The sequence below is a fragment of the Spirosoma luteum DSM 19990 genome (assembly GCF_000374065.1).
In the GTDB taxonomy this organism is placed as follows: Bacteria; Bacteroidota; Bacteroidia; order Cytophagales; family Spirosomataceae; genus Spirosoma; species Spirosoma luteum.
The window spans coordinates 262,339-287,284 of sequence record NZ_KB893279.1 but is presented as its reverse complement, the minus strand read 5'-3'; the positions used below and the strand labels follow the sequence as shown (position 1 = coordinate 287,284).

The following is a 24,946-nucleotide window of genomic DNA, read 5'->3' as shown; positions in this document are numbered from 1 at the left end:
GGACTTAAATGTGGTATTCCGCAATGGTATCAACATGAGGGCTTTGCCAAAAACCTGAAAACGGCTCATTGGCTTTTTTCTTTTTGCGGATGGAAAAGCCAGCATTCACCTTATCCAGCACTAAGCTATGAAGTAGAAGAAGGGGAATTAAATGAGGATTATTACATACCCTGTGACCTAACCGAACAATGGGTACTTGGCTCTTGCTTGTACCTAAATTAACCACCCCAATCGGTGTAAATTGGTATATCATTACCAAAAGAAAACTAGCAAAGCGGGTTTCATCCTGTATGCTTCACCGTAACAGGCTTATCAATCACTTATGACCACCACCCCGCCCCGCACCCTTTCCGGGTTGACCGAGTCAGAAGCCGCCGAGTGCTTCCGGCTGGCGTTTGGCACCCGTTCAAGAGACGCGAAAGAAATTCAGCACCGTTACACAAACGACCGGCTGTTTATTACCGGCGAAATGCACCGCCCCTACCTCCTGGAGATACACCCTTTTGGGATGATACTTGCCTACCAGTACGATAAGGAAGAAATGCAACAGCGATATCAGTATATCAATCACGCCAGTATTGTTCGCTATTTGGAGAGTCTGGGTATTGCGTGGGAGTAAGTAAGCCGGGGCCGTTTGGAACCCGGTTATTTTTATGTATGTTTGCTTTGCAAAAAAGAGTGCTTTGTACTGCAAAGTATGGTAACTTGCAGAAATAGAGCAGAAATAAGATGCCATTTGAAAAGGGGGTAACACCGGAAGGCGCAACGCCATTTCAGCCCGGCCAATCAGGCAACCCATCGGGCAAAAAGCCGGGAACCAAAAACCGGACAACAACCGTACGCGAACTACTGGAGTTGGCGCGTGGACTACCCGACCATTTAAAATCCGAGTTCCCCGAATTTGAAAAAGTTACCTACGAAGAACTGATTACACTTGCTCAGCTAAACCGCGCAGCTGATGGCGATACCATTGCTTACAAAGCCGTAATGGATTCAGCCTACGGCGCACCCAAGCAGGCAACGGAACACACCGGGCCCGACGGCGGGCCAATCAAAACGCAGAACACGGTAGTCGGTCAATGGACGATTATTGACGCGACCAACGGACAGATACCCCCACCGATTGATGTATGAGCCAGCAGATAGAGAGTGCATTGATTCGGGTACGTAACGGAGAGCCCATCTACAAAGCCCTATTGGCCGAGGGTATCCATAACCACTACTATCGGGGCATGAGTGATGTTGAACGTAGCCCGTTCATTGCCGCCAGGCGGGAATACCTCGGCTCCCAGCAATCGGCGGGTGATATTGCCCGGCTGGTCGTCTACATGCCCAAACAGCGATTGCAGGACTTCGATATTCAGTGCCGGGCCGAGGGCACGAACATGAGCCACCGGGTTAATAGTATGATTGTTACGGATTTGAACGCGAAGAAAAGTTTTTGAGTAGTTGTTACCATTGTCGTTCTTTGCCAACTTAACGCAAAGACACGCCATGTACGACTATCAAAATACCAACTACCGCCGTTCGGTCTGGACCCGCTACAAAATGAGCCTGCTGGCCGGAGCGGTCTGTCTGACCTCGGCATTACTCATGCAGCAATGCAAACAGCTAGGGATTGGCAAACAGTGCTACGAATGCACGACGGAGGCAATCAACCGGCCGTCCTACGGTAAGACCGTCAAAGAGGTCTGTGGGGTTGATGAAATGAGAAAGTACCAGAAAGAAAATAGTATAACGACCGGGGGTGTGGTCATTACCACCCTTTGCCGGAATAAGTAAATAGCGTATCTTTACAACAACTTACCAGGGTTGAGGCGCGACATCCATAAACTTCCAAGGGTCTCTGGGATTCGCATTAGTTGGCGGCGGGCGTTCTAAACAATCGTTCTCTTTGGGGTCGGGGCACTAGCTCCGCCTTTTTTTATATATCCCCACCGACTACAGCCCGCTTAACGCTGTTCTGGGCTTTGGTGACCTCATCGACACCGACGCGGATATTTACCCCGAACATGCCATCACGAATCGCCTGCGCGATTGCCAGCGTGTCAATACCCATTAGGGCTGTTCCGCCTTGCTGAAAGCGGGGCACGGCTTCACTGACCGCCAGATTACGACCAACACCGGGAAAGGCCCGGCCACCCCCGGCCACGTTGATAGCCGATAAAGTTGCGTAGTAACGCCGGGTTGATTCCGCGTTGATAATACTTTCCCCGTTGGATATGCGGGCGTTGATGGAATCTGACTTACCCGTTCCCGGCCCCTGTACATACGCTCCTTTTTTATCCGACACATACCCGCCACTGGCAAACTTTTGGTTGTCGATGACCACCTGAGAAGCGATACCCTTAGCGACCGCCAGCGCGGCTAATATAGCCCCCAGGATTGGCCCGGCCGTAGCAAAGGCCTTCGTTACCGATGCCGCCGTGTTGATGATGTTTTCCAGACTGGCAATCTTCCGGCGTTTCTCAGCCGCTTCCTTTTCAATCTTTTCCCGCTTCTTGGCAAAGTCGGCTTCAATCTTTGCCCGCTGGTCAGCCGTCAGGGCCGCGCTCGATAAGATAGATTCCTGCTGAGCATCCAAAGCCGCCGTTTGCCGGGCAACGCTGGCATCAACTAAGCTTGTTAATGCTCCCGTCAAATCCTGCGCTGCACCGATTGCTTTATTGGCTACTTCTTGTACATGGTTTTTTGATAAGTCACTCAGCGCCCGGAACCCCTCCTCCTGTATTTTCTGGAACTCCTCGGCCCCTACCCGTTCGTCTTTGAGCGCATCGGCAATCCGCTTTCGGATTTGCTCCATCTGCACCCGGTACTCTTCCTTACTCCCTGCTCTGGTGCGGGCCAGCCGGGCGGCCAGTAAGTCGTCAAGCGCTTTAATCTCAATATCCTTGATCTGTTGCAGGATGGCTTTTCTATCCCGCACCTTGTTGGCTTCGATTACTTTCAGGGCCGCAGCCAGCTCCTCCTCGTTCTTAATCAGGATCCGGGCCGTGGCCTCCTCCTGGAACGCCCGCTGTTTGATGGCTTCGTCTTGAATTTTCAGCCGTGCCACACTCCCTTCCTGTTCCTGTTCGATCCGCGCCTGAATATATTCGTTCTCCAGTCTGTTCTGTCGTTCGTTCTGGGCAATCACGTCGTTCAGAATGGCCGTGGCTAAATCCGCTTTCGCTTTCAGGCGCAGGGCTTTTTCAGTTTCAGACCCTTTGATGACACCGACTAAATCAAATTCGAGTTGCTTGGCGATTATCTGTTTTTCAATCTCTAAGGTCTGAAAGCCCCGTTCTTTGGTAATTCGAAGCCCCTCGTTAAGTACCGCCAATTGACCGCGTATCTGGTCCTGTTGGGCCTGTTTGCGCAGGTCATTGATCTTGTTATTGATTTCAGTCTGCTTGGCTACTGATTCCGCTTTAAGGTCACTCAGCTTCGCTTCTTCTTCGGCCAATTTATCATAGTCTTTGCCGACGTTTTCACTCAGCCCCTGCTCTTTTATCGTGTTGGCGATCCGGCGTTCCTGTAGCTTTAGCTGCCGCTGGAGCAAACTGTTTTCAATGGCGAACGCCGACCGGGCTGCTTTCTCGCGTTCGGCCAGCGACTTACTGACGTCTTCGGCAATGAACTTTTGCTTTTCAAATTCAGCCCGGCTTGCTGATCGTATCTTACCCAACTCGCGTTCGGCATCGGCAATAAGCTGAAACTCCCGCGCTACGGCTTCGCCATTGGCAGCAGCTTTCCTCATTTCCTCGGTCAAATTACCCACCTTGCCCACAACATCCTTTACACCGGTGCCTAACTGTAACAAGGCATTGAAAAAATCACTAACCGAACCTTTCCTAACTGCTTGCAAAATCAAGCCGAACGCAGCAAAGCGATTGCTCAGATTCTCCTGAATGGCTGTACCTAAATCTTTTACTGCCTGAACCGGGTCGGTAAACGCTTCGACGATGCCACGCCCAAAGTCGATTATCTTACCCACGAACAAATCCAGCACCGCTTTAACAGCCGCCGTTTTTCGCCCGAACAGTTCCATACCGTCCTTTGATTTGGTCAGAAAGCCGACAATAGCCGAAAGGACGAGCAGGATGGGCACGGCGGTCAGGGCCGTTAATGCCCCTTTGACCGAAAAGATACTTTTAACGAACGAGGCCGTTGATCCGGCCCCGCCCTTTAGTTTCTCCGAGAACTCCCCGACGCTAACGCCCCCGACTTTAACCTGTTTGACGAAATCCCCGACCGACTTGCTGCCCTTACCCAGCTCAGCCGTATTCTTTTGCTCAGCAGCAATCAACGTAGTCAGCTTATCCTCCGTGCCCGCCAACGCTTCGCCGTAGTTGCCCACGTTGCGCTGATTCGAGCCGTATGCTTTTTCCTGTTCCTTTAGCTTGTCGGTCAGCTCACCGGCAAGTGCCACCAGGTTCTGACCGGCTTCGGTACTTTCCCGCTCGGCCTTTGATAGTTTGGCGATCTGGGGAACGACTAAGGCTAGTTGCGCCCGCATCATTTCCAGGGAACCTTCGGCCGCGTCCTGACTTTTGCGGTAGTCCACCAGGGTCTTTTCGCCGGTCTTTATCTCCGCGCTGGTTTTGCTGATTTGGGTTTTAATTGCCTGTTGGGATAAGGCGTATTCTTTCGCGGTAATAACCCCCTCCTTATACTCTTTATTGGTAACGGCTATTTCCTTGTTGAGCCTTGCAAGAGCTTCCCGGTCAGCGAGTAGCTTCTTTTCAACATCTTCTTCGCTGATTCTCACCGAAATCAGGATTTCATCATTTGTTGTTGCCATAATTTTAGAAATAAGCGATGAGCGAAACCCGGCAAACGGTGCCGTAGCTGTAGTTGGGTATCTGGTTTAGGTAGTAAAAGCCGTCATTGAGCAGGAGCGAACCAGCCCGGACGTTACGCAGCCGGATAGGGCGGGTTAAATCCAATGTAGCAATATCTTCGGCACTAAGCAGCATCGAAACCGACAGCATCCGGGGACGGCGCAGGATTCGGAATAACCCTTTGAACCGGGCTTGTATCAACGTCGTTTCCCGTTGGGCCGCTGTGACCTTACCAAAGCCCAGGGTAAAATTATTACCGGGAAGTTTCAGGAGTTCCGGCCGTTCACCCCACCAGCACCCGGTCAGGTTTACGGCTTGCTTGCTGGTTACCCCCTCGGGACTGGTTATATTCGCCTGGGCGGGAACAATCGCGGTCGGCTCAATCAGAATCAACCGGGCATCGGTAGTCGCTTTGGTCAGCGTTGAGGTGCCCCCGCTTACGGATAACGTCCGGGTTTGAATCAGCACCGGGTTACCGTAGCCGGTCAGGGTCTTGTCCGACGGTCGGCAAGCGGCAAACGGCAACTCAAACAAATCGGTCACCACCGGCAAATTCTGCGCGTTGATGGTAATGATGCCATCCCCCCAGGGTTTAGTCTTATCGTTCTGTTTCCACTTCAGATGATTGGTCTGTCCGTAGGGTTCAAGCAAAGGAAACCATTCCGGATCTTCGCTTTCCTCCACGCGGGTACTCCAATCCACGGCCTCGTTTGTTTTGGCAATCACACTATCCAATGGAATCAGGGTCAGCGTTCGGCGGAATGAATCAACCTGATAGGTAGCCGACAGCATAAGGGCAATAGATTTGAGCAAATCAGCGCAACTCATATCGGGCAAATTCCGGGCTACCGGCCACAAATCGTTGACCTGAACCGATGGGTCAGGGGTAAAGCTGGCCCATGTCGTTTCCGGCTCAATCACTAAGAGCGTTGCCCATGTAGCTATCAGGGTCCGTTTTTTGAATACGAACCGAATCCGTATCTGGTCAGATGCCCGGCAGTTGATTGTTTCATCCAATTTTATGGTATCTACCTTTGTGCCCGTCGGGTTGTACGGCCCGGAAACCGAAAAGTAGGATTCAGCGACACCGACCCCGTTTTTCTCGACTATCAACCGGGCTTCAATGGCTCCCTGCCCGACGTAAACGGAAAACGTTTGCGCGGCCTGTACCCGTAGCCGCATCCCTACATCGCACTGATAGGCGTTCAGGGTGGGCTTGAAATTATTTACCTTACCGTCGAACCATTGCCCGTCGTTATCGACTGAGAAGGGAATTATAGCGTTGATGGCTTGGGGCACAACCACCGGGGCGGATACCGTTACCCTGGCGGTTCTATCATCCACCCATTGCTGATCCCGGCTTTGGGGTTCGTCATTAACAAAGGGCAGGGCCAGCCTTGACACCAGTTCGTCAGCCAGCCAGTCAACGCCCGGCGTGGATTCGCCCGCGCGGTAGCCGACCCGTTGCAGCATGGCCCGGATTAGGGTATGCACGTAGACGGCCGGGAACAGGGCATCACCCGCGAAGGTATCCGAATCAAAACTACCGTAGTCGATAACCGGATAGATTACGCCCGCGGTAGCCCCGGCGTAGACGTTCATGCTCTCCGGTTTCCAGAGGTGGTCGTACCGGCTTAAATCCAAGTCCCGGATGGATAGGGCCGCTAACTGGTCAAACAACCCCTTTGTCGTTTCAATCAGTGATACTTTCCAGCCCGCCGAAAAGCTAACCAGCCGGGCCAGCCCCTGAAAGACCACCGAACCATCCTGCACCAAAAGGCAGGAAAGGGCAGTATAGGGATAGACCCCGCCCGCGTCTAGCTGTTCCGCGCTTTGCAAAAGGGAGCGCAATAAGAGCGAGTCCGGCAGGGTAAAGGATAAGGAGTAGGACGCGTTCAGTACGTCCGGTTTGGTCAAATCATTGGCCTGGTAGGTCAGCACTGCGCTAACCTCGGCCACCCACGTTTTTTCCAGGTAGAGTCCGTCAGTCATGCGTAGTCTAGTTTAATGACCTTTCCAGCCAGCGTCCCGTAATTGTCGGGTTTATCATCCCCGCCGAATCCTTCAACTATCCATTTTGTATAGTCAATCTCTTGTCCGGTTTCATCGGTAAAGACTGTTTCTACCCGTTGCATCACCACTATCCACCCACCCCATGATGCCCAAATAACCGGACAGAGTAAGGCAGATTTTGTATTCCGCCACGTATCGCGCTCGGCCATGTTTGCCAATAGCCCTTGCAGGAAATTACGAAAGCTGTATCGGGGGTTGGGCAGCTTGATTGCCACGTTTCCGACTAAGAATACTACCCTTGTTAAGCCTGTTGTTATCAACCGCGGGCCGACCTCCGGGCGGGTAAACTTATCGTCAGTGTTAGGTCATGGACGTTCTCCCGACTACTATACAAGTCGAACGTACCCGGCTCAACGCTGACCGGTACGCGGTGAAAGACTCCCGCCGTATCGACCGCAAGCAGGAACACGCCAATGGAATCATACACCGTTGCCACGGCATCTACCTCGGCTTTTGACAGGCCGATTGTTCGCACGGTCAGTAATAGATTGCTTTCTTTCTGGGTGTAGCGCGTCGTGCCCGCCTGTTGGTAAGCCCCCGCCGTGCGTACCGCTTTCTGGGTGTTCATCGGCCCCTCGTAGAGCCAGTACATCCAGCCGACGGGTGATAACCAGGTCAGGTAAGCACCGGCCGACCGGCATTCGTAGGCGACCGACGGGCTACCGGTGCCGATAAGTACCCCGCCGAAGGTATCATCGAAGGTCAGGTCGAACGGCCCCGTTGTTGTTATCTCGATTGGCATAAGGCAAAGTTGACACCCGCAAGGCCCGAACTATCCAACCCCCGAAAAAGCTACTGTTTTCTTATCAGTCAGCCGGTTACTACGCGTAATAGCGGTTCTTACCTTTCGGCATCAATCAAAAAACGATGCCCAAGACGCTAACGCTTACCCTTCGCGGAATAATCATGCCCGAAGCCTGGAACTGGTTCGATGAGCCGTGTATTTCCCTGGCTGGCGTTCAGGCGCAGGTAGCCAACGGCGGCACCTACGAAGATATTCTACTCGATATTGATTCGGACGGGGGCATTATCGAAGAGGGCTGGCGGGTCTATGATTACCTGAAAGGCCTGGGCGTACCCATCAACGCCCGCTCCGGTGGCGTAGTCTGCTCAATGGCTACAATCCTGTTTGGATTAGGTTCTACCCGGCTACTTTCCCCCCATGCCAAGTTTATGGCCCATCAACCGGGCGGGGGCATGGAAGGCAACATCAATGATTTCCGTACTTACCTGGCCGAACTCGAAACCGAACAGGCCCGGATGCTTTCGGTCTACGCTACCATGACCGGCAAGAGTGAGGAAGATATTGCTTCTCTCTTGATTGATGGGCAGGACCACTACTTCACGGCCCAGGAAAGCATTACCTACGGATGGGCGACGGGGCTGTATGAGAATACGGCTGAACCGGCAACGGCCAACCGGACGCGTAAGCCCATCATGGCGCACCTATCCGACGGACGCAAGGGGCTAGGCCTGCCAACCGAAAAACCAACAACGCAAACAAACAATAAGCTAGATATGGCAACAATAATGGACCGGGCTAAAGACGGTTTTAAATACCTGCAAGCCTTTATGGAAGGTAAAAAAATGGTCGCGCTGATGGTCGATACGGCCGACGGCAAAAAGCTGGACATTACCACGGCCGACGGTGAGACTTACGCGATTAACAACCCGGTAAAGTTTGAAGACGGTTCGGATGTTCCCGATGGCGAATACACGCTATCGGACGGTATAATCCTAACAATAACAGGTGGAGTAATCACCGACATTCAGGACCCGGCGCAGGCAGTGGTAGAAGCACCCGCCGAGGAAGAGCCAACAGCGAGCGCAGTTGACGCGGACACGGTGACTATCAGCAAAACGGAGTTCGACCGACTGACGGCGTTGGAAACAGCGCACACAGCCATGTCGGCAACGGTAGAACAGCACACGGCCATGCTGGCCCGGATGCAACCGGTACTAACGGCGGCACAGGCGGCTTTGTCGCAGAAAGAAAGCGCGGACCCGAAAGTGGCCCGCTTGCCCGAAACGCCGATTGATAAGCGGACAGCCGCCCCGGAGGATGACGCAGTGACACGCAAAAAAGAGCGGTTAGCCGCCCGTAGCAAATAAATCAACAAACCATCGTTTAAACGACTAATCAAAAAATGGCAATAACTGCGAACCCCAGCTACACCTACCAGGGCAACGAAGCTGCTGACCTTACACTCCGTCCGGCGGTTGACCGTCCGGCCCTCGCCAAATACTTCGCCATCGAAGAAGGGTTAAAGGGTCAACTTTGGGTTAACTTCCTGGAGCGCGTCGGCCTGATTTCCAAAACCGATGCCGGTTGCGGAACGGGTGCCCAGACGATTAACACCAAAAAGTCGGGTAAGAAATTCACCCCCGTTGACATCAAAGCCTGGGAACAGGATTGTTGGGCCAACGTCCGGGGCACGGCCGAAGAATGGTTTCTAAAGGCCGGTAACGACAAGAAAGATTTGACCGATACGGTATACGGTGACTACATGGTTGATTTGATTGAGCAGGCGATTTACGAAGATTTGCTGCGGATGGCGCACTTTTCCTCGTCCGCCCGCGTATCGGCTGACCTCACGCCCTCGATTACGTTTGCCAACGGCGACACCAAAACCAGCACCCAGCTATTGCCGTACTTCAAAACGTTCGACGGGCTGTGGCGTAACGTGGAACTAGGCGTTGCCGCTACACTGACCCCTCTGGTCGCTATTTCGCAGAACGGGACGGGTGCCGTACAGACGTTCCCGAAGGAAGCCGCGTATCCGTTGTTTGCCGCTATGTTCGCGGCCGCTTCGCCCCGCCTGATGGGTCAGCCCCAGGCCAGCAAAATGCTGATGGTCACGCAGTCGATTTTCACCGCCTACACCGAATACCGGGAAAGCCAGAATCTGGACCTTGCCTATCAGATACAGGCCAACGGCGAATCAATGCCAACTTTCCGGGGCGTTCCCATTATGGTCGTGCCAGAGTGGGATGAGTTCATTGGTCAGTATTTCAAGCCCTCGGCTCAGTCATCTTTGGCGGGCAAGTTCGACCGTCCAAACCGCGCCCTCTTGACCGTGAAAGGAAACGTACAACTACGCTTTGACGCGACACCGGTCAATGATTCGCGCTCTACGGGCCTTGAGGTCTGGACCGACCCGATGTCCGAGACTTGGAACGCCCGTCAGACCTACGCGGCCGACATGAAGATTGCCGATGACACGCTGGTAGTAGCCGCTTACTAATTCATTCACTCCCTGCCGGGTCCGGGCCAATGCTCACCCGGCGGGGTAAACCATCTAATAATATGGCCTGCGGAACATCAGTAAGCGAACTAACGATCAATCTCCTGGATGACTGCCTACCCAACGGGCAGGGCTTGTACGAGAAACTATTTGCCATTCGGCTCGGTGAAATCGAATCGGTCACCAAAGACGGGACCGGCAAGATTGCCACGGCTATTATCCTGAAAGCGGGTAAGACGTTCAAGCGTTGGGAGGGCCGCAAGCTATCCCACAAACGCACCACCGGCTTTACCTCGTCGGATTCGGGAAACCTGTTACCCCAGGGTTTTGACTTCACGGTCAACACCAACTCGGCCGCTGCCGATAAGGAGGTGGACAGCATGTCGAAACTAACCGACCTGGTTATCATCAGCAAACAGACCGGGGCTAACGGCCGCTGGAAAATGTCGGGTTATCCTACGGGCATGGCCTGCACGAACGTAACGGAAGATTCCAACGACGCGGAAAACCCCGGACAGTACAAGCTTAGTTTCCTGGCCGCGTTGGCCCGCGAAACGGCCCTGACGTTCCGGCACGTAACCAGCTCGGTAGAAGATACCGAAGCGTATCTGGAGAACTTATCATTGGCGATTAGCTAATGAATGAACCAATGAGCGGGGGGGAGCTATACCGGATCGTTAGCCTTTGGGTTAACACCGGTATACTTTCATCGGAGGACGAAACGACCCTGAAAGCCGAATACCTCCGCCAGCTCGGTACAACAACCTGCACCAGTTGCCCGAACTGGAAACAGGATATGTTCATGCACTTTCGGGCCTATCTCAGAACTATAAATCACGGTATCATGTCCGCTAACCAATACACATTAGCCCCCGGCACCGGCTCCATTTACGTCGCCGGAATCGGTAACGTCGTCGCCCCGCACAACGCGGCCCCCGGCAACATCCCATTGACCGACGAAATAGCCGCTGATTTGCTCAAACGCGATAAAGGCTACGCTGAACACATCGTCAAAGACCCGGACTACAAAAAAAAAGAAGAGCCAGCCGCCAAGCCGGTCGCCGCTAAACCGGCAACGGTAGAAGCCGCCCCCGTAGTGACCCCGGTGTCAGAAGCTAAGTAAACCCCGTTCCCACATGGCCCGCGTTGCCAAACCAAAAGTTGCCCGGAAAGTGTCCGTCACCAAATCAAAGGTGGCGGGCTTTCTTAGTTTTGGCCCCAACAACGATTTCCCCCAGACGCTGTTAGATGTTATCGACGATTCCGACACGGCATCGGCCGCTATGTCGGTCCGGGCGGAGTTCATCGAGGGCAATGGCTTTTACGACCTCTCGCTTTCGGAAATGATTGTCAACCGGAAAGGGGAAACGCTGGACGACATACTGAACCAGACAGCGCGTAATCTGGCCGAGGGGGAGGTTATCGTTTTGCACTGGTCATATAACGGGCTGGGGCAAAAAGTCGGCTTACAGGTCATTCCCTGGGAACAAATCCGGTTTAAAATGCCGGATGATCTGGGCAACATTACCAAAGCGGGCATCTTTCCGTATATCGGCTCGACGCTCTACAACAAGCGCCAGAACGAAAACAAGGAAGTGTTTCTGTATAATCCTGACCCTGCCGTAGTACTCGCGCAAATCGAAGCCAGTGGCGGCATTGAGCAGTACTACGGGCAATTACAGTACGTACCCATCGGCGGTAAGAAAGGACAGATATACCATATTCCATCCTACGCGGGGGGTAGCTCAGAATTTGAAACCGAGGCCGAACTTAGCAAGTACCGGTATCGGCTGGTCACATCGGATTTAGTCACCCCCGGCTTCATCAAAGGGCTGGCACCGGGCAAGACAAAAATCGAAAACGAGCGCGATACCGATTCGCTGGCTAATCGGGTACAACAGCACCAGGGGGCCGAAAACGCGGGCAGCGTCTTTGTGATTGAAGCCGCCACGCAGGCTGAACTAGACTCTATCAAATTCGAGCCGATGGTTATGGGTGACCTTGCCACCCGCTACTCGGCCATGTCCGAAGAAGTAGAAGCGCACATTTCCCGGCGTACCCGCGTACCGAACGAATTGATGGGTATTCGTAAATCAAGTTCCGGTATCAGTTTTACGCAAATTCAAATCAAGTTGTTTTCGCAGCTCATGCAACAGACCGTCAACCGCTACCAACGCAGCGTCGAACGGGTCTTTTCGGCGGGCTTTGCCGATTGGCACGTACCGGTTCTAAACCGGGATTTCGGTATCGAAAACCTTAACTATTTCCCCAACGACGCAACCAATGGCGACTCTACCAGTGTGGCTCAGCCGGGCTAGTCTGATCGAATTTATCGGCACCCAGGAAATACCGGCCACCTTTAAGGAGGAGAAGCTAAACGCAACAGTGAATGAGGTAGTCGAAGGCTGGCTAACCGATTTATTGACCCCCGACACGTTCACCGCTTACGGTGGGTATTTATACGCCAACCAGGCACTATATGCGACGGTGTACGACCCAACGGATGACCAGTTGACGGAGATAGCCCAAAGCCGGATTATCTACAACAATTCGCGGCTAATCCGTCAGTTCGTCGCTTATGCCGTTTGGGCTATCTACATTAATAAGGCGAACGCAATTAATACCGATACCGGAATTGTCAGTAAGACCAACAACGATTCAATCCCAATTTCGCAAAGTCAACGCACGGAACTATCGAACTATTACCGGGGCCTGGCCGAACGGAAAGCCCGCGAGATTGCCGTTGCGTTGCGGCCGGAAAACGCCTGCGCCCCCTACGGCGGTTCGGGTCGTCCCCGAATCCAGAAAGCGCAGCCCCCCAGCCCGTCGCGGTTGGGTAATTAACCCCCTTTGCTTATGGGCTACACCCACGCCTGCTACGCGCCAGTCCTGAACATGCCCGACCAGGTGCGCTACATTGACATCTGGGGCGGCCGCGCCCGTGGCGGCTCTCACTTCGTTACTGATTACTTTCTTGACTCTTTGCTGATGCCCCAATACTTCCGGGGCTATTTCATGCGGGCGGTTTATTCCGATGTCAGGGATAGTTTATGGCGCGATTTTAAAGACCGCATCAAAGAACGGGTCGAGCGCGGGGAGCTGGACGAGTCACTGATTGCCCTACAGGATTCAACCATGACCGCTACCTGTATCAGTACCGGCAATGTGATCCTATCCAAAGGATTCAGAAAGTCATCGGGCGGGCAAACGGCTAAACTAAAGTCTTTGGCCGGTGCCACGGCGGTAGCCATTGAGGAATGTGAAGAAACCGAGGAGGACGAGTTCGACCAACTCGACGGCTCATTTCGTACCACAAAGGCAAAGATTCAAATATTCAGAATATTTAACCCGCCGAAGAAAAACCACTGGCTGATTAAGAACCACTACACGCTGATAGAATCCCAGAACCAGCCGGGTTACTACCTCGCACGGCCCAAGCCGCAGCCGGAACTACTCTCCATTTTTTCCCGCTATTACGACAACATTGCCAACGTTGACCAAACGACAATAGCGAAGTACGAATCGTACCGGCTCACAAAACCGGAATATTACTGGACGGTTATCCGGGGTTTGGTCAGTGAGGGGGCGAAGGGTAGGATTTATTCCGACTGGATACCGATTACGCCCGAAGATTTCAACACCTTACCCTATCCAAGTTCGTACGGTCTTGACTTTGGGTTTGGCGGTGACCCGTTGGCGCTTATTGAAGTCAAAACGCATAATGAGAGCCGTTGGAAACGGGGTCTTATCTACGAGCGAGGACTAACCGACCCGATGCTGGCGGCCCGGCTCACCGCCTTAAACGTTGGGTACGCCCCGATTTACGCTGATAGTGCCGAACCTAAATCCATTCAGGCACTAAAGGATTTAGGGTTCAATGTTGTCGGGGTTGCGAAAGGGGCGGACAGTATCCGGGCGGGTATTCAGGCGGTGAAATCGTATCAGAACTACTATGTAGATGACAATGAAAACCTTACCTTTGAGTATCAGGAATACAGATGGCAGTTAGATGCTGATAAGGAGCCAACAGATAGGCCACTAGGAAAGCACGACCATTTTCATGATGCGGACCGCTACGAATGCGTAGGCAATAAAGGGCACGTAACCGGTTCGGCACGGGTAATGAGTACACAGGTAAAACAGCGTCGGTTATGACCCGCACCGTAGCACGTTGGCAGATGGCTCAGATTGGCAAAACCAATGAGTACTTTTACCAGCATTCGATTATACGCGCCCGGCAGTACGGCACCATTTCCACCGTTACCCGGCAAATCATGTGTTTACTTAGTTTGAATTGATTATGATTACAGAAGGCGAATATTTAAAGGCACTTGAGATTGTACAGGCGTACAATAAACAGATAGCCGACGCGATATTGAACGCTAATTCACTTGTTACAGATAGTACGTTAACGCTAAGTGATTTAAAGTTATCAACGCGAGCCTATAATATTTTAGCTGTAGCCGTATCAACAAAAACGAATGGTGAGGTTTCAAGCCAACGCCAAGCCAAAACGCCAGTTCGTCGGCTTCTTGAGCTAAATCTAACCATTAAGGACATAATCAAGGTACGCAATTGCGGTAAGTCAATCCTAAATGAAATTGAGTTAGCATTGGCAAAACACAATATACAGCTTCCTTAATCATTGCCCACTAAATGCTAACCGTTCGCGCTGATAGACTGTCGTTTACCCTGCCCTCGTCACTCGATGAGCTAACGTTCGGGCAGTCACAGGCGCTCTCAACGGCGGAACCGGCCGACCTGCGCCAAATCCTGCTTATCTTATCCGCCCTGCCGGAAAGCGAGTTCCGAACCCAGACGGCTACCCTGCGCCGGATTGAGATTGCCGATTTAATCAACACCCATCTATCCTTTATATTCGATTTAGCCGACGCGGCTGACTATCCGCTACCGGAACGCGTAACGATTGGGGGCAAAGTTATTGCCATACCCCAAAAGCTCGGCACCTCGGCAACCGTCGCGCAGTGGTGGGACCTGGAAACGAAACTGGACGAACTGAAGCTACCCGAAACCGGCGCACCGCTTCACCAGATTGCGCCGTTGCTACTCAGTATCTTTCTTTGCCCCGCTATACAGAGCGAACCCTATGCCGATATTGAACAGGCTTACGCGGTGTTACCCCTCATTGATTCAATCCCCTGCACTCAGGCACTACCGATTGCCGCTTTTTTTTTGAGCAGTTACGAGCGTCCCGTCAGCTATGGGATAAGCTATTCAAAAGTGACGGCCAAGCCCCGGATGATGAATTGGCTCAATCGGCGGCTCAGTACGTTCGCGGCCTGGACTCGTTCGCCCATCATTACGCGCTCGTAAGCCTATCCAAAACGTTCGGCATCCCCTACCAGCAGGCCAAACAACTCCCTTACGATCAGGCTAGGTACGCGCTATTGGCGGACCAGAAAAAACAACTGTTTTCTTATCACGTTCAACGGCTGTCCAGCCCCCAAAACGGCAACCCATAGGCGTAATTTGCCGGTGTGCTGGACCTTATCGAACAACTGACCACCCGTATTAGCAACGAGAACGAAGAAGCCGGGCTATCGCCGGTCAGTTTTCGGTACGGCACCATGCCCGAACTTAACGTTTTGGCCGACCACCTGCCCGACGGGCTACACGTTTTCCACGAAGGGTACTTTAACACCACCCCCCGGATTGCCGGGAACGGTGCGTTACTGGAAACCCATCAGCTAGTCCTTTTTTTGTTCGCCCCGGCTTCCCTATCGGATTTGCCCGAACAAAAACGCGAGTGCCTGACCCTGCTCACGCCATTATACCGTCGCCTTTTTGTGCTACTCGATAAGGCGGGCACCGTTGCCGGGGCATCGGCCAACATGAATTTCAGTATCAATATAACCGACCGGAACCTGAGCGGCATCCGGCTCGCTCTCTCATTGACACCGGAGGGGTCCGTTGTATGCTGATACCGGTGGAACCCATCGAACAGATAGGAACAAGCCTGGTTGCCGGGGTCATTCAATCCCAGCGCCAAAAAGGACTGCGGGCTTCGGGCTATTCGGCCGACAACACCCGGTTTGAGGTCATGTTGCAGGGCCGCTCGGTCACACTTCAACTCTTAGGCCCGGCTTACTGGCGGCAGCAAGCCTACGGTATCCGGGGGCGGGGCGGTAATCGTCGGCCGTCCACGGCGTTTGTGGGTATTATTCGCAACTGGATACGCGTCAAAGGGTTATCCATCCCCCTATCGGCGGCTGGGGCTATCGCGTATAACATCGTAAACAACGGTATTCAGGTGCCTAACCCGCATAATCCGGGCGGGGTCTTGTCCGACGCGTTGCGTCCGGCTGATATAGTGGCCCGGATGAAGGCGACGTACATTCCCCTGATACGTCAGGAAATAAAAACCCAGCTACTCGCCTGACGCTATGCCACAAAGAGGATCGTTTCGCATCACTGTTACCCGCCAAAGCAACGACAGCCCGATTGCCGGGGCGTTCGTTCGCGTCCTGGAAGGGGCGGTCGATAGAACGGCTGAAATCCTGGGCAATAGCACGGTGCAGACCGACGCGCAGGGCGTTTTCACCTGGAACAACGTACCCTTTGAGTATGTGTTGGTGCAAAACCGGACGTTCACGGTGCAGGTGCAGGCCGTCGGCTTCGATACCTGGAGTGTAAACACCAACCGGGTTAACAGCACATTCGCAGCGAGTCTTACCCGGCTCCTGTCGGCCGGTTCGGCGTATACCCTGACCTTACCCGAATCGGGGTATGTGTCAAGCCTTTACCCGATTGATACCGCCATGCAAACCGGGGCCGCTGATCTGGATTGGGAGTTGATTGGATTTCACGTTACACCATCGACCGGCCCGTCTTCTATCCTGGAAGCTCCTGTCATTGACGGCACGGCTTCGGCTGACCTACGCACACGGCTTAAATTCCGTCCCGTCCCGCACCTGGTACCCGATGGCGAAACGGCTTTGGCTGACCCTGATTTTTCGGATCGACTCAGTGTCACTACCCACAGCGTTTCACTGGAAGGGGACCAAACCATCGACGGCGGTTTTCTGTTCAGTGCAGCCAACATGGTACCGTCCGGCCCGGAAAATGATTTATCCGTTTACGCTACCGGCGACAATACAAGCCGCATCCGATGGATTACCCTACTACCCGAACCGGTCGTTTTCCGGGGTTTTTATTCCGATGTGATGGTATGGCTCACTGATACCGAAGCTGACTATAATTTGACAACTACCTACTACAACGGGGAAAACGAGGTAGTAGGTAGTCCGGTTGTTGAATCCCTCACCCATAACGTGCGGGTGCAGCGTATCCGGCTGGGCAGCACCCCGCCCGACGGAGCCACCTACGCAACGCTATTAATCAGCGACGACACTGCGCCGGTCAGTCACCCTTTAACCGTTCGCTACCGTGGCTAAAAAAACACTTACGCAATTACAGGCTGCGGCCGAGTTAATAAAAAATGAAGTAACGACCGCGGCCAATACGGCCCTTCGCGTTGGCAGTTCAGATCGGGACATAATAGATTCAGCCCTGTTTGAGTTCGATCCCCTGGCGGTATATAAGCCGGGCCAGATCGTATATTACCAGAGTTACCTTACCCAGTGCAATGAGCAGACGATAGCAGGAGAAACGCCCGAAAACACGCCTGGCAAGTGGACTAGCAAGATTATTAGCGACCCATCAGGTATTGTATTGGGTAATACAAATCCCGTATCTGGCGATGCGCTGGCCCGGTTTGTTGTTGATTCGGGTTTTGGGGATAGTACCCCGATACCCGCGTCGGATACAGAAACGGCAGGCAAGGCCCGGCGGGCAAGCGTGGAAGAACAATTATCGGGCGTTATCCAGGATGCCTACAGTACGCCGGAGGGGGTGCATCTTGTCGTTAATAACGCAATAGCGCAATTAGACTTGGTGGGATCGGGTTCCCGCTTTGACCTGGACCTTGATTACGACGTTATCACCCACGCCCTAATTGTTTCGGTTACGACCGTTACCCAGCCCGAACTAAAGATAACCGGCACGGGAAGCAGTACCGTTGATTTTGTGTTGGCAGGCATCGTATCGGGCACATCCAATCGCTACAGCTATACATTTCCCGGCGTTCTCTCATCCGGCAGGCTCTACATACGGGCCGCGGGGGATAGTATGGCCGTGGGTACGTCTGTGCCCGTGGTGATACCCGAACTGGATTATTCGTCCCTATTGGAAACAACCAATTTCTAACCAATGGGAGCCGAGCGACAGCAGATACAGCAACTAGCCCTCAACTACGCAGCGTATGCGATAGGGGAAACGGTGCATCGTATTCTGTCGGATAGAGAAGCCGTATCGGCTTACGACCGCAATCGAACCGAGGTGCTATTGCAGGATGGCACGCCCTTTCAGTACCGCGCTACCTACCCAACACCCGCCAATGGGTACTGGATACTGGAAGCGGTTGGCAAAGGAGCGGGTGTATGGGTCGATACCAACTATGAGCAGTATGCCACGGCGGTTGATGGGGACGTACTGATAGTGAAAACGAACCCGCAAACGGGGTTTGTAGAAATTAAAAATCAGCCGCTCAAACAGGCCATTCTGGACGTGCTCCCATCTCTGGCCTACACCGACTTTATCGGGGCGCTGACCAATGAAGGCGGGGAGTTTACGTATGAGTTTGGGAGCGAGTTCCCTTAACAAAAGAAACGATGGATCAGTCTGAGATACTGGATTTATACGAAAACGGGACCAAAATCCTGTACACCAAAGACTCGTCCGGCGAACAGTTGGGTTATCCCTGGCCGCGCCTGAAGGCGACGGGTAAACACGTAACCCTGAAAGAAGCGCAGTCTATCTTTGAGCGAACGCCAAAGGATGTTCGTGACGGTAAGATTCTTCGGGAAGCGACCCTTCGGGAGCGTGGTCTGTTGCCTGCCGTATTGCAGTCGGACACCCTGCAAACGCTACTGGAGCAACCCTACGGCGATGTGCTGAAAGACATTGCCCTACGTGCCAATGGCGGTATTGGCATGGACATAGTGCCGGACTCCAGCCCCAGGACCTACAAAGGCGTTGCCGTATTGGACCGGGTTACAGTCGATCCGTTCGGTTTTGGTGAGGTAGCGATTGATTTAATCCGTTTCCTCTCGGATGAAGTCTACGTAAAAGAGCACGTTATTCCGCACCTGCCACCGCCACCGCCACCACCGGCAGGACCGCCGACGTTTAAAGATTCGTTCAATCTGCCTGCTCCCATTGCCGGGGCCAATTATGATTTTGTGTTCAGCCTGTACGATGTGGGTACGCCGGGAACGGGGGAAACGCTCACCAAACTAACCGCCGGGGCGGGTATGCCGCTTTGGGCCAGTGTGGTCCTGTTGAGTCTGGGGCAGTACGCCATCCGGGGGAACGTACCGGCTGGGCTCACAACGGTTAGTTTTCCCCTGAAACTCGAGCAATCGGATACCAAGACTGCGGAGAAAACCTACACCCTACCCGTCACCAGTAAGAACGCCTACCTGCTGGCAACGTTCATCCCGTCGGATAATCGAAGGCTGGTGTTTCGGTTTGGCGAGGAAGGCTCATTGCCTACGCACCTGACGCTATCGGGGCCGGAAGAATGGACCGATACGACGGAGAAAACGGCAATAATCTACAACACCGACCCGATTCTGGGTAAGGCGTACTACTACGTATATTTTGATTACATGGCCGTACCGTCGGGCACTTACGCGCTGACCTATCAGCAGTTCGGGCGTACCTACTACGCGTCGGTTATTGTCGGCGACGCTGAATTTACCCAGGAAATACCCGTATCGGCAACGCCCCCCACGAATGAGGCTAGTTTTGATGTGGCTGGCGTTGATTCAGTCTACGAAGGCACTTCAGAGCAGTACCAGCTAACGCAAACCGTTTCGGGCGTTACGACGGTGGTGGCCGGTGCCGTTGCCAGAGCCGAGGGACTATTGACCGGGGAAACGCTCACTACAGCGGGCCTTTTGACTTCTCAGGCGGATAATAACGTCGGGGATGGGTATTCGGCGACGGTTATTTTTTCCCTGTCGGGTGTGGATAAAGCCAGCCGCCGGGTAACGATCATCGACCGCTCCATCGGCCCGCAAAACCCGGCTATCGTGTCGGTGCTGCGCAAATACGACCCGGCTAAAAAGACGCTGTATTACCTTATCAAAAGCACCTTCACCGGCAACGATACGACCAAAGAGCCGGGCTACCGCTGGCGCATCAACGGGGGGGCGTGGCTCTCCCAGGGGGGTGATTTCCCGACAGCCCCGCCGAATACGGAGTTTCAGGCTGATTTTAATAACGGCTACCAATCACTGGTTTTTATTCAGAACTACCCGGTGGGGACGCTGATAACACTCCAGCTAAAGCCCTACGCAGCGGCTGGGGAGTCGGACTATATCCAGATTGATTATACCATTGGCACGGCCCAGGATTACGGAACGCAGGTTTACCCCAACGGGCCGCAAACGGATTTGACTGTTGTACCCACTTACTCCGGCCAGAAATCAGGCGGCTACGAATCAACCAATCCGGGCCTCTTGAACATGCAGTATCAGTTTATTAACAATCGACTACGCAACCTGATTAATTCGTCGGGGCCGACATTGGGGGCGAATGAGATTCACGCCTTCAAGCTCAACTCGCAGCTCTGGAAATACCAGAACGGGCAGTGGTACGGCATCAACCCGGCAACAGGCGCGATTGATGCAAGCCCCACTGACCTAAGTTTAAGCCCCGAAATTCCGCACCTGTGCCAGTACTTCAGGGTCAACACCACCCGTCCGTTCATGGGTAATTCCGGCCCCGATGGCGGGCCGTCCGTACCGGGCTGGTTCGATCAGCACGTTGACACAGCCGCTCAATATCTAAAAGTCCAGTAATCATGCCCGCAACCGTCAAACGAGTATATCCGCCAAAATTAGCAATGGGATACGTGCCTACGTATTTCGACCAGCGTTCGTTTTCCCTATCGGGCCTGAACCGGGGCTTTCATTTGACCCCGCGACTGGCTAAACCGCCAAAATCGTACTACATCGACAAGGGCGTAACGACCGTGAATATCAACGCGGGCTATGCCGCAGGGCCGGGCAGCACACCGGGCCGCTATACGCCTGTACCACCCCAGAACACCAGTGCGTTTTCGGGGCCGGAGTTCATTCAGGATTCAGGCGGGGGCGTATACTTTGTCGATATGAATCAGGACCAGATGGACGCGGCAGCGGCTTACGTCTACGACCGTACCGGGGGCTACGGTGTGCTGACCAGTGGCTCGCAGGAGGGCCGCTATGATAACGACCCGTTTGCGACGTATGCCGGGGGTGGGGGCCGTGATGCGGCATTCAAACGATTGGCTATTGCCAGGGGTAAGGTAATGACCGCCCATCCCGGTTTTCTGGATTTCGGTCACTACGACGGTATTCTGTATTTGGATATTGGCGACAGCACCGCCAACAAGCGGGCGGCCCTATCGAGCAACGCGGCTGCACTGGCTTATGTAAAAGCCCATGCCTACGGGCCTAATCCGTATTTCCGGGATGACATGGAAATCTGGCGGTACCACCCGCCTTTGTTGAATCTGTACTTTCGGGCGTTTACCAGTTTGGCTGATAAGTACCACGAGGTCAGAATGGCAATAAGGCTGGTGAAAATGGCCCTGGCTGCGGTCGGTGCCTCCTGGCCGGTGATGGTGTTCGTGTTCGAGAAAACCGAGTTTGTTTCCTACCGGGGGCAGGGATACTCCGAACGCTACAAGCGCACCCTGCGCGACGGGGGCAGCTACGAAGAATCGTATTTCCCCGATTTCGCGCCGGTCTTTCTCTGGCAGCAAGCGTTCTCCGCTTTAGCCCACGCTGAACACTATTACGGCTGGCAGGACACATTAATCTACGGCACGGACCCTGAAATTGTGGCGGTCGATTATACCCGGGATGACGGTTTCCCCATGCGTAAACGCTACGGCGGCAATGTGAATCAGGTCGTTCCGGTCGGCCCGACCCCCTACAATCCGGCCAGTACCTACCCCTATCCCGGAACGCCGGAAGGTCATGCCGATCTGGCCCCGATTGCCGCCGAGATGTACGCCTACGTTGCCCGGTTCGGAGGGCAGAACGTGCAAAACGCCCGCCACCGCAAACCGGGGCCTGCTAACTGGTGCAGCCTGGATTACGGCTATTTGGCAGACCGACACGCCAATCAGGAACCCGTCGTGAACCTTTCCCGTACCGGCAATCAGGGCTGGATTGAGGTAGCCGATTACGTTTCTCCCCTAACCGGCGTATATGATCTGGAGGTCGATGTGGGGTCTGCTACCGTCACTGTGCCGGTCGATCCGCACCAGATTAATTTGTTCACTTTTTCGCTCTAATCCAATGGCAACCTATAGACGATTTCACAAACCACTAGTTGACGAGGCCGGATTTTCAACCGTATCGCTGGTCAATCTGGCCCGTATTCAACTGGATGGCTCAACCCGCCCCCAGACCATAGAGGCTACGCAGTGGCACGCGGGGGATGAAGTACCGGAAAAACTAAACGAGCGGTTTCGGGCTATGCTCGAAGATGGGGACTATATCATCTGGGATTTCCCCGAACACCCGTCCGTCTGGAAAAAAGATGACTTTGAGGCCAATACCGAATTTATTGCTGACTAATTACAACCACCGATGAAAAAGAGTCTGATTCTCCCGCTGTTATTGTTTGCGCTGGCTGGCTTTTGCCAAACCCCGCCTAGCTCCACCACGTCACTGAAAACCCTGATCTATTCCCAGATCGTGCCGGGGCTAACGGGTTCGGTATCGGCCCTCAAACTCCGCACGGTGCTGAATGCCGTGTCGGAAGCCATTCCCGCCACGCCGACGCTATCGGGCATACTGTACGAAAAATACAACTGGGTTTCCCTGGCTGATTTTGTTGATTCGTCCTCATCGGCTACCGTCGTGGGCGGAGCTATACGGTTTAGCAATGGCAACGGCGGCTGGAAAAAAGCCCTCGGCATTGCCCAGCCCCGGATGCAGGACCATTGGATCATGGAAGCCGACGTAATACCGGGTCCAGTATCGGATACGTTGCAGGCTGTTGGCTTCGGCCCTAATTCCAGCTCGGATGTGTACGCTCGCAGCCTGGCCGTGTGGATTAATTTGTCCACTATCTATACGCCCGGCGGGCTATACCTGGCTTCCATCAGCAACGGCATTCCGACCGAGCTGGCGCAGTCCGCTTCGGGCCTTCCGGCTTTTGCTGAAGGGGACAGTTTGCACGTTACATTGCAACGCGACGGGGTTTCGCTCTTTGCGACGGTCGTCAACCGCTCGAATCCATCGCCCCCGGTAAGTGTTAGTTACACCTACTCACTCCAGTACGGCGCGGCTGAAATTGCCCCCAATACGGGTAGGTTTTCGGTGTTTAACGTGGCGGGAAGTCCCAAACTAATTGGACTCAAAATCACCTCTCAGGAGCCAAAGAACGCGGCCCTGATGGTGATTGGTGACTCTAAGACCGTTGTTTACGCCGGAACGCAGGAAAATAGGTACGGGGTATTGTTGGGTCAGAAGTTCCGACCGACTATCATTCACGGCGGGGCTTCGGATGACACCGGGCAGATTCTGCGCTCGATTCAGGATATTATTAGTCTGGCCCCCAAAGAGGCCACTATCAGCATTGGCACGAATGATTTCTACAAAGGCCGCTCAGTCAGTGCCACCTTTGCCAACTATGCCAATATTGTAGCCCAGCTTACGGCGGCTAATATCCGGGTGGTGCATCTCTTGCCGTTTTACGAAGAAAGCGCGTACACCGCGAACCTGCTGGCATTAAAAGCCCTGATACAATCTACCTACGCCGGGGCCGATATTATTGATTGCTGGACCCCGATGAGCCGCAACCCGCCTGTATATCTCTCCGGTGATGGGTTACACCCATCCCCCGCCGGGCACACCCTGATTTACGAAACGATTCTGAACTCCGGCAAAATCCGGGCTACCTACAATCCCGATCCAACACCAACGCCCGCACCCACATCGGGTAGCGGCAGTATGACCCAATACGCTTACCTGTTTGTGGCACCCGGAGCCTCCAACATGGGCGGCTTTACCCCGATTGAGCAGGCATCGGTCACCGAACTATCCGAACGAACGGGGGTGCAGATCATCAACGGTTCGTCGTCCTTATTCGCCCCTTCTCACGTTGGGGTAAACAACTACCCCGGTTTGCGCTATATGGACGCGACGCACTTCGGTATCGAGTTGCAACTAGCCAACCGGGTAGCGGCTGGCAGTTTCCGGGATGCGCCGGTCTTTCTGGTCAAGTGCGGGCAGGGCGGGGCTACGTTCCCCGAGTGGCAAAAAGGCGGCACGTTCTGGAACAACATGGTGGCGAAGGTAGACACCGCCAAAAAGCAGATCAGGGCGCAGGGCAAAGTGCCGGTGGTGGTGTTCGTGACCGATCTCGGTTTCAACGACGGTATTGCCGGGTATACCTCCACCCAATTAAAAGACAGCCTGACGAGCTTTAAGACCCGTTTGCGGGAACAATTCGGGTTTGTTCCGATTCTGTTCACCGAGTACGCGCGGGGCGGCACGGTCGATACGTTTAACCCGCCAATGCGTGAGGTGGTGGCAGGGGACAGCTATATGTTTCTGGTTTCCTCCCTGGGGCTGTCTGTTGATGCGGGCGGGGTGCATTTTACCTACGGCAGCATGAAAACACTCACCGACCGGATTATTGATACGACGCTACAAAAAGTGGGTGAACGTGAAGCCTACTTAATCAACGCGCTCCAGTCACTGGGAGCCAAACCTTAAC

At 53.8% G+C, this 24,946-nt stretch carries 28 protein-coding genes; 24 read left to right on the top strand and 4 right to left on the bottom strand.

Going from position 1 to position 24,946, the window contains the following annotated elements; genetic code table 11:
• The 5 genes from B156_RS31990 to B156_RS0122755 form a co-directional block, all read left to right on the top strand.
• Positions 1–222, top strand: a 222-nt coding sequence (locus B156_RS31990; RefSeq protein WP_211211246.1) for a hypothetical protein, incomplete at its 5' end; no start/stop codon positions are given.
• Positions 223–322: 100 nt separating this feature from the next.
• Entirely contained in the window at positions 323–619 is a 297-nt protein-coding gene (locus tag B156_RS0122770) for a hypothetical protein (RefSeq protein WP_018622109.1), read from the top strand.
• A gap of 110 nt (positions 620–729) precedes the next feature.
• Complete coding sequence (locus B156_RS29690; protein ID WP_018622108.1) at positions 730–1,134, top strand: DUF5681 domain-containing protein; 405 nt, start codon at positions 730–732, stop codon at positions 1,132–1,134.
• On the top strand, positions 1,131–1,445 hold the full coding sequence (locus B156_RS0122760) for a hypothetical protein (RefSeq protein ID WP_018622107.1): 315 nt from the start codon (positions 1,131–1,133) through the stop codon (positions 1,443–1,445). Before B156_RS29690 ends, B156_RS0122760 begins: the two co-directional genes overlap by 4 nt.
• A 49-nt stretch (positions 1,446–1,494) precedes the next feature.
• Positions 1,495–1,782, top strand: coding sequence for a hypothetical protein (locus B156_RS0122755; RefSeq protein ID WP_018622105.1), 288 nt, complete (start codon positions 1,495–1,497; stop codon positions 1,780–1,782).
• 142 nt (positions 1,783–1,924) lie between these two features.
• Here B156_RS0122755 and B156_RS0122750 read toward each other — a convergent pair whose 3' ends face one another.
• Genes B156_RS0122750 through B156_RS0122735 form a run of 4 tightly spaced genes read right to left on the bottom strand, consistent with a single transcriptional unit; the run spans position 1,925 to position 7,638 of the window.
• Complete coding sequence (locus B156_RS0122750; RefSeq protein ID WP_018622103.1) at positions 1,925–4,783, bottom strand: hypothetical protein; 2,859 nt, start codon at positions 4,781–4,783, stop codon at positions 1,925–1,927.
• A 4-nt stretch (positions 4,784–4,787) separates the two neighbouring features.
• A complete protein-coding gene (locus tag B156_RS0122745) occupies positions 4,788–6,815 on the bottom strand; it encodes a hypothetical protein (protein WP_018622102.1) in 2,028 nt (675 codons plus the stop codon).
• On the bottom strand, positions 6,812–7,111 hold the full coding sequence (locus tag B156_RS0122740) for a hypothetical protein (RefSeq protein WP_018622101.1): 300 nt from the start codon (positions 7,109–7,111) through the stop codon (positions 6,812–6,814). Before B156_RS0122740 ends, B156_RS0122745 begins: the two co-directional genes overlap by 4 nt.
• A 41-nt stretch (positions 7,112–7,152) precedes the next feature.
• The gene (locus B156_RS0122735) at positions 7,153–7,638 is read right to left on the bottom strand and encodes a hypothetical protein (RefSeq protein ID WP_018622100.1); all 486 of its coding nucleotides are present in this window, start codon (positions 7,636–7,638) and stop codon (positions 7,153–7,155) included.
• A gap of 125 nt (positions 7,639–7,763) precedes the next feature.
• On the opposite strand from B156_RS0122735, the gene B156_RS0122730 reads away from it, so the two are divergent.
• From B156_RS0122730 to B156_RS0122640, 19 genes are all read left to right on the top strand, one after another.
• On the top strand, positions 7,764–9,008 hold the full coding sequence (locus B156_RS0122730; protein WP_018622099.1) for an ATP-dependent Clp protease proteolytic subunit: 1,245 nt from the start codon (positions 7,764–7,766) through the stop codon (positions 9,006–9,008).
• 35 nt (positions 9,009–9,043) lie between these two features.
• On the top strand, positions 9,044–10,141 hold the full coding sequence (locus B156_RS0122725; protein WP_018622098.1) for a hypothetical protein: 1,098 nt from the start codon (positions 9,044–9,046) through the stop codon (positions 10,139–10,141).
• A 62-nt stretch (positions 10,142–10,203) separates the two neighbouring features.
• Positions 10,204–10,779: a hypothetical protein gene (locus B156_RS0122720; protein ID WP_018622097.1), complete on the top strand. Its 576-nt coding sequence runs from the start codon at positions 10,204–10,206 to the stop codon at positions 10,777–10,779.
• Positions 10,779–11,264 (top strand): hypothetical protein, encoded by a 486-nt coding sequence (locus B156_RS0122715; RefSeq protein ID WP_018622096.1) that lies wholly within the window; start codon positions 10,779–10,781, stop codon positions 11,262–11,264. The genes B156_RS0122720 and B156_RS0122715 overlap by 1 nt, the downstream gene beginning before the upstream one ends.
• 13 nt (positions 11,265–11,277) lie before the next feature.
• Positions 11,278–12,459, top strand: a complete 1,182-nt coding sequence (locus B156_RS0122710) for a hypothetical protein (protein ID WP_018622095.1) — start codon at positions 11,278–11,280, stop codon at positions 12,457–12,459.
• Positions 12,425–12,985, top strand: coding sequence for a DUF6712 family protein (locus B156_RS0122705; protein ID WP_157627140.1), 561 nt, complete (start codon positions 12,425–12,427; stop codon positions 12,983–12,985). Before B156_RS0122710 ends, B156_RS0122705 begins: the two co-directional genes overlap by 35 nt.
• A 12-nt stretch (positions 12,986–12,997) precedes the next feature.
• Positions 12,998–14,296, top strand: coding sequence for a PBSX family phage terminase large subunit (locus B156_RS30485; RefSeq protein ID WP_018622093.1), 1,299 nt, complete (start codon positions 12,998–13,000; stop codon positions 14,294–14,296).
• Positions 14,293–14,439 carry a hypothetical protein gene (locus B156_RS31545; protein WP_018622092.1) on the top strand — a complete coding sequence of 49 codons (147 nt, stop codon included), beginning with the start codon at positions 14,293–14,295 and terminating at the stop codon, positions 14,437–14,439. The genes B156_RS30485 and B156_RS31545 overlap by 4 nt, the downstream gene beginning before the upstream one ends.
• Positions 14,440–14,441: 2 nt before the next feature.
• Positions 14,442–14,783: a hypothetical protein gene (locus B156_RS0122690; protein WP_018622091.1), complete on the top strand. Its 342-nt coding sequence runs from the start codon at positions 14,442–14,444 to the stop codon at positions 14,781–14,783.
• Between the two features lie 14 nt (positions 14,784–14,797).
• The gene (locus B156_RS0122685; protein WP_018622090.1) at positions 14,798–15,475 is read left to right on the top strand and encodes a hypothetical protein; all 678 of its coding nucleotides are present in this window, start codon (positions 14,798–14,800) and stop codon (positions 15,473–15,475) included.
• A gap of 164 nt (positions 15,476–15,639) precedes the next feature.
• On the top strand, positions 15,640–16,083 hold the full coding sequence (locus B156_RS0122680; protein WP_018622089.1) for a hypothetical protein: 444 nt from the start codon (positions 15,640–15,642) through the stop codon (positions 16,081–16,083).
• 5 nt (positions 16,084–16,088) lie between these two features.
• A complete protein-coding gene (locus B156_RS0122675) occupies positions 16,089–16,541 on the top strand; it encodes a hypothetical protein (RefSeq protein ID WP_157627139.1) in 453 nt (150 codons plus the stop codon).
• 4 nt (positions 16,542–16,545) lie between these two features.
• Positions 16,546–17,556, top strand: a complete 1,011-nt coding sequence (locus B156_RS0122670) for a carboxypeptidase-like regulatory domain-containing protein (RefSeq protein ID WP_018622087.1) — start codon at positions 16,546–16,548, stop codon at positions 17,554–17,556.
• Positions 17,549–18,367, top strand: a complete 819-nt coding sequence (locus B156_RS0122665) for a hypothetical protein (protein WP_018622086.1) — start codon at positions 17,549–17,551, stop codon at positions 18,365–18,367. Before B156_RS0122670 ends, B156_RS0122665 begins: the two co-directional genes overlap by 8 nt.
• A 3-nt stretch (positions 18,368–18,370) precedes the next feature.
• Complete coding sequence (locus B156_RS0122660) at positions 18,371–18,820, top strand: hypothetical protein (protein WP_018622085.1); 450 nt, start codon at positions 18,371–18,373, stop codon at positions 18,818–18,820.
• Positions 18,821–18,831: 11 nt separating this feature from the next.
• Positions 18,832–21,027: a hypothetical protein gene (locus B156_RS0122655; protein ID WP_018622084.1), complete on the top strand. Its 2,196-nt coding sequence runs from the start codon at positions 18,832–18,834 to the stop codon at positions 21,025–21,027.
• Between the two features lie 2 nt (positions 21,028–21,029).
• Positions 21,030–22,511 carry a hypothetical protein gene (locus B156_RS0122650; protein ID WP_157627138.1) on the top strand — a complete coding sequence of 494 codons (1,482 nt, stop codon included), beginning with the start codon at positions 21,030–21,032 and terminating at the stop codon, positions 22,509–22,511.
• A 4-nt stretch (positions 22,512–22,515) separates the two neighbouring features.
• Positions 22,516–22,797, top strand: coding sequence for a hypothetical protein (locus tag B156_RS0122645; protein WP_018622082.1), 282 nt, complete (start codon positions 22,516–22,518; stop codon positions 22,795–22,797).
• A gap of 12 nt (positions 22,798–22,809) precedes the next feature.
• Entirely contained in the window at positions 22,810–24,945 is a 2,136-nt protein-coding gene (locus B156_RS0122640) for a GDSL-type esterase/lipase family protein (protein WP_018622081.1), read from the top strand.
• Position 24,946 lies beyond the last annotated feature (1 nt).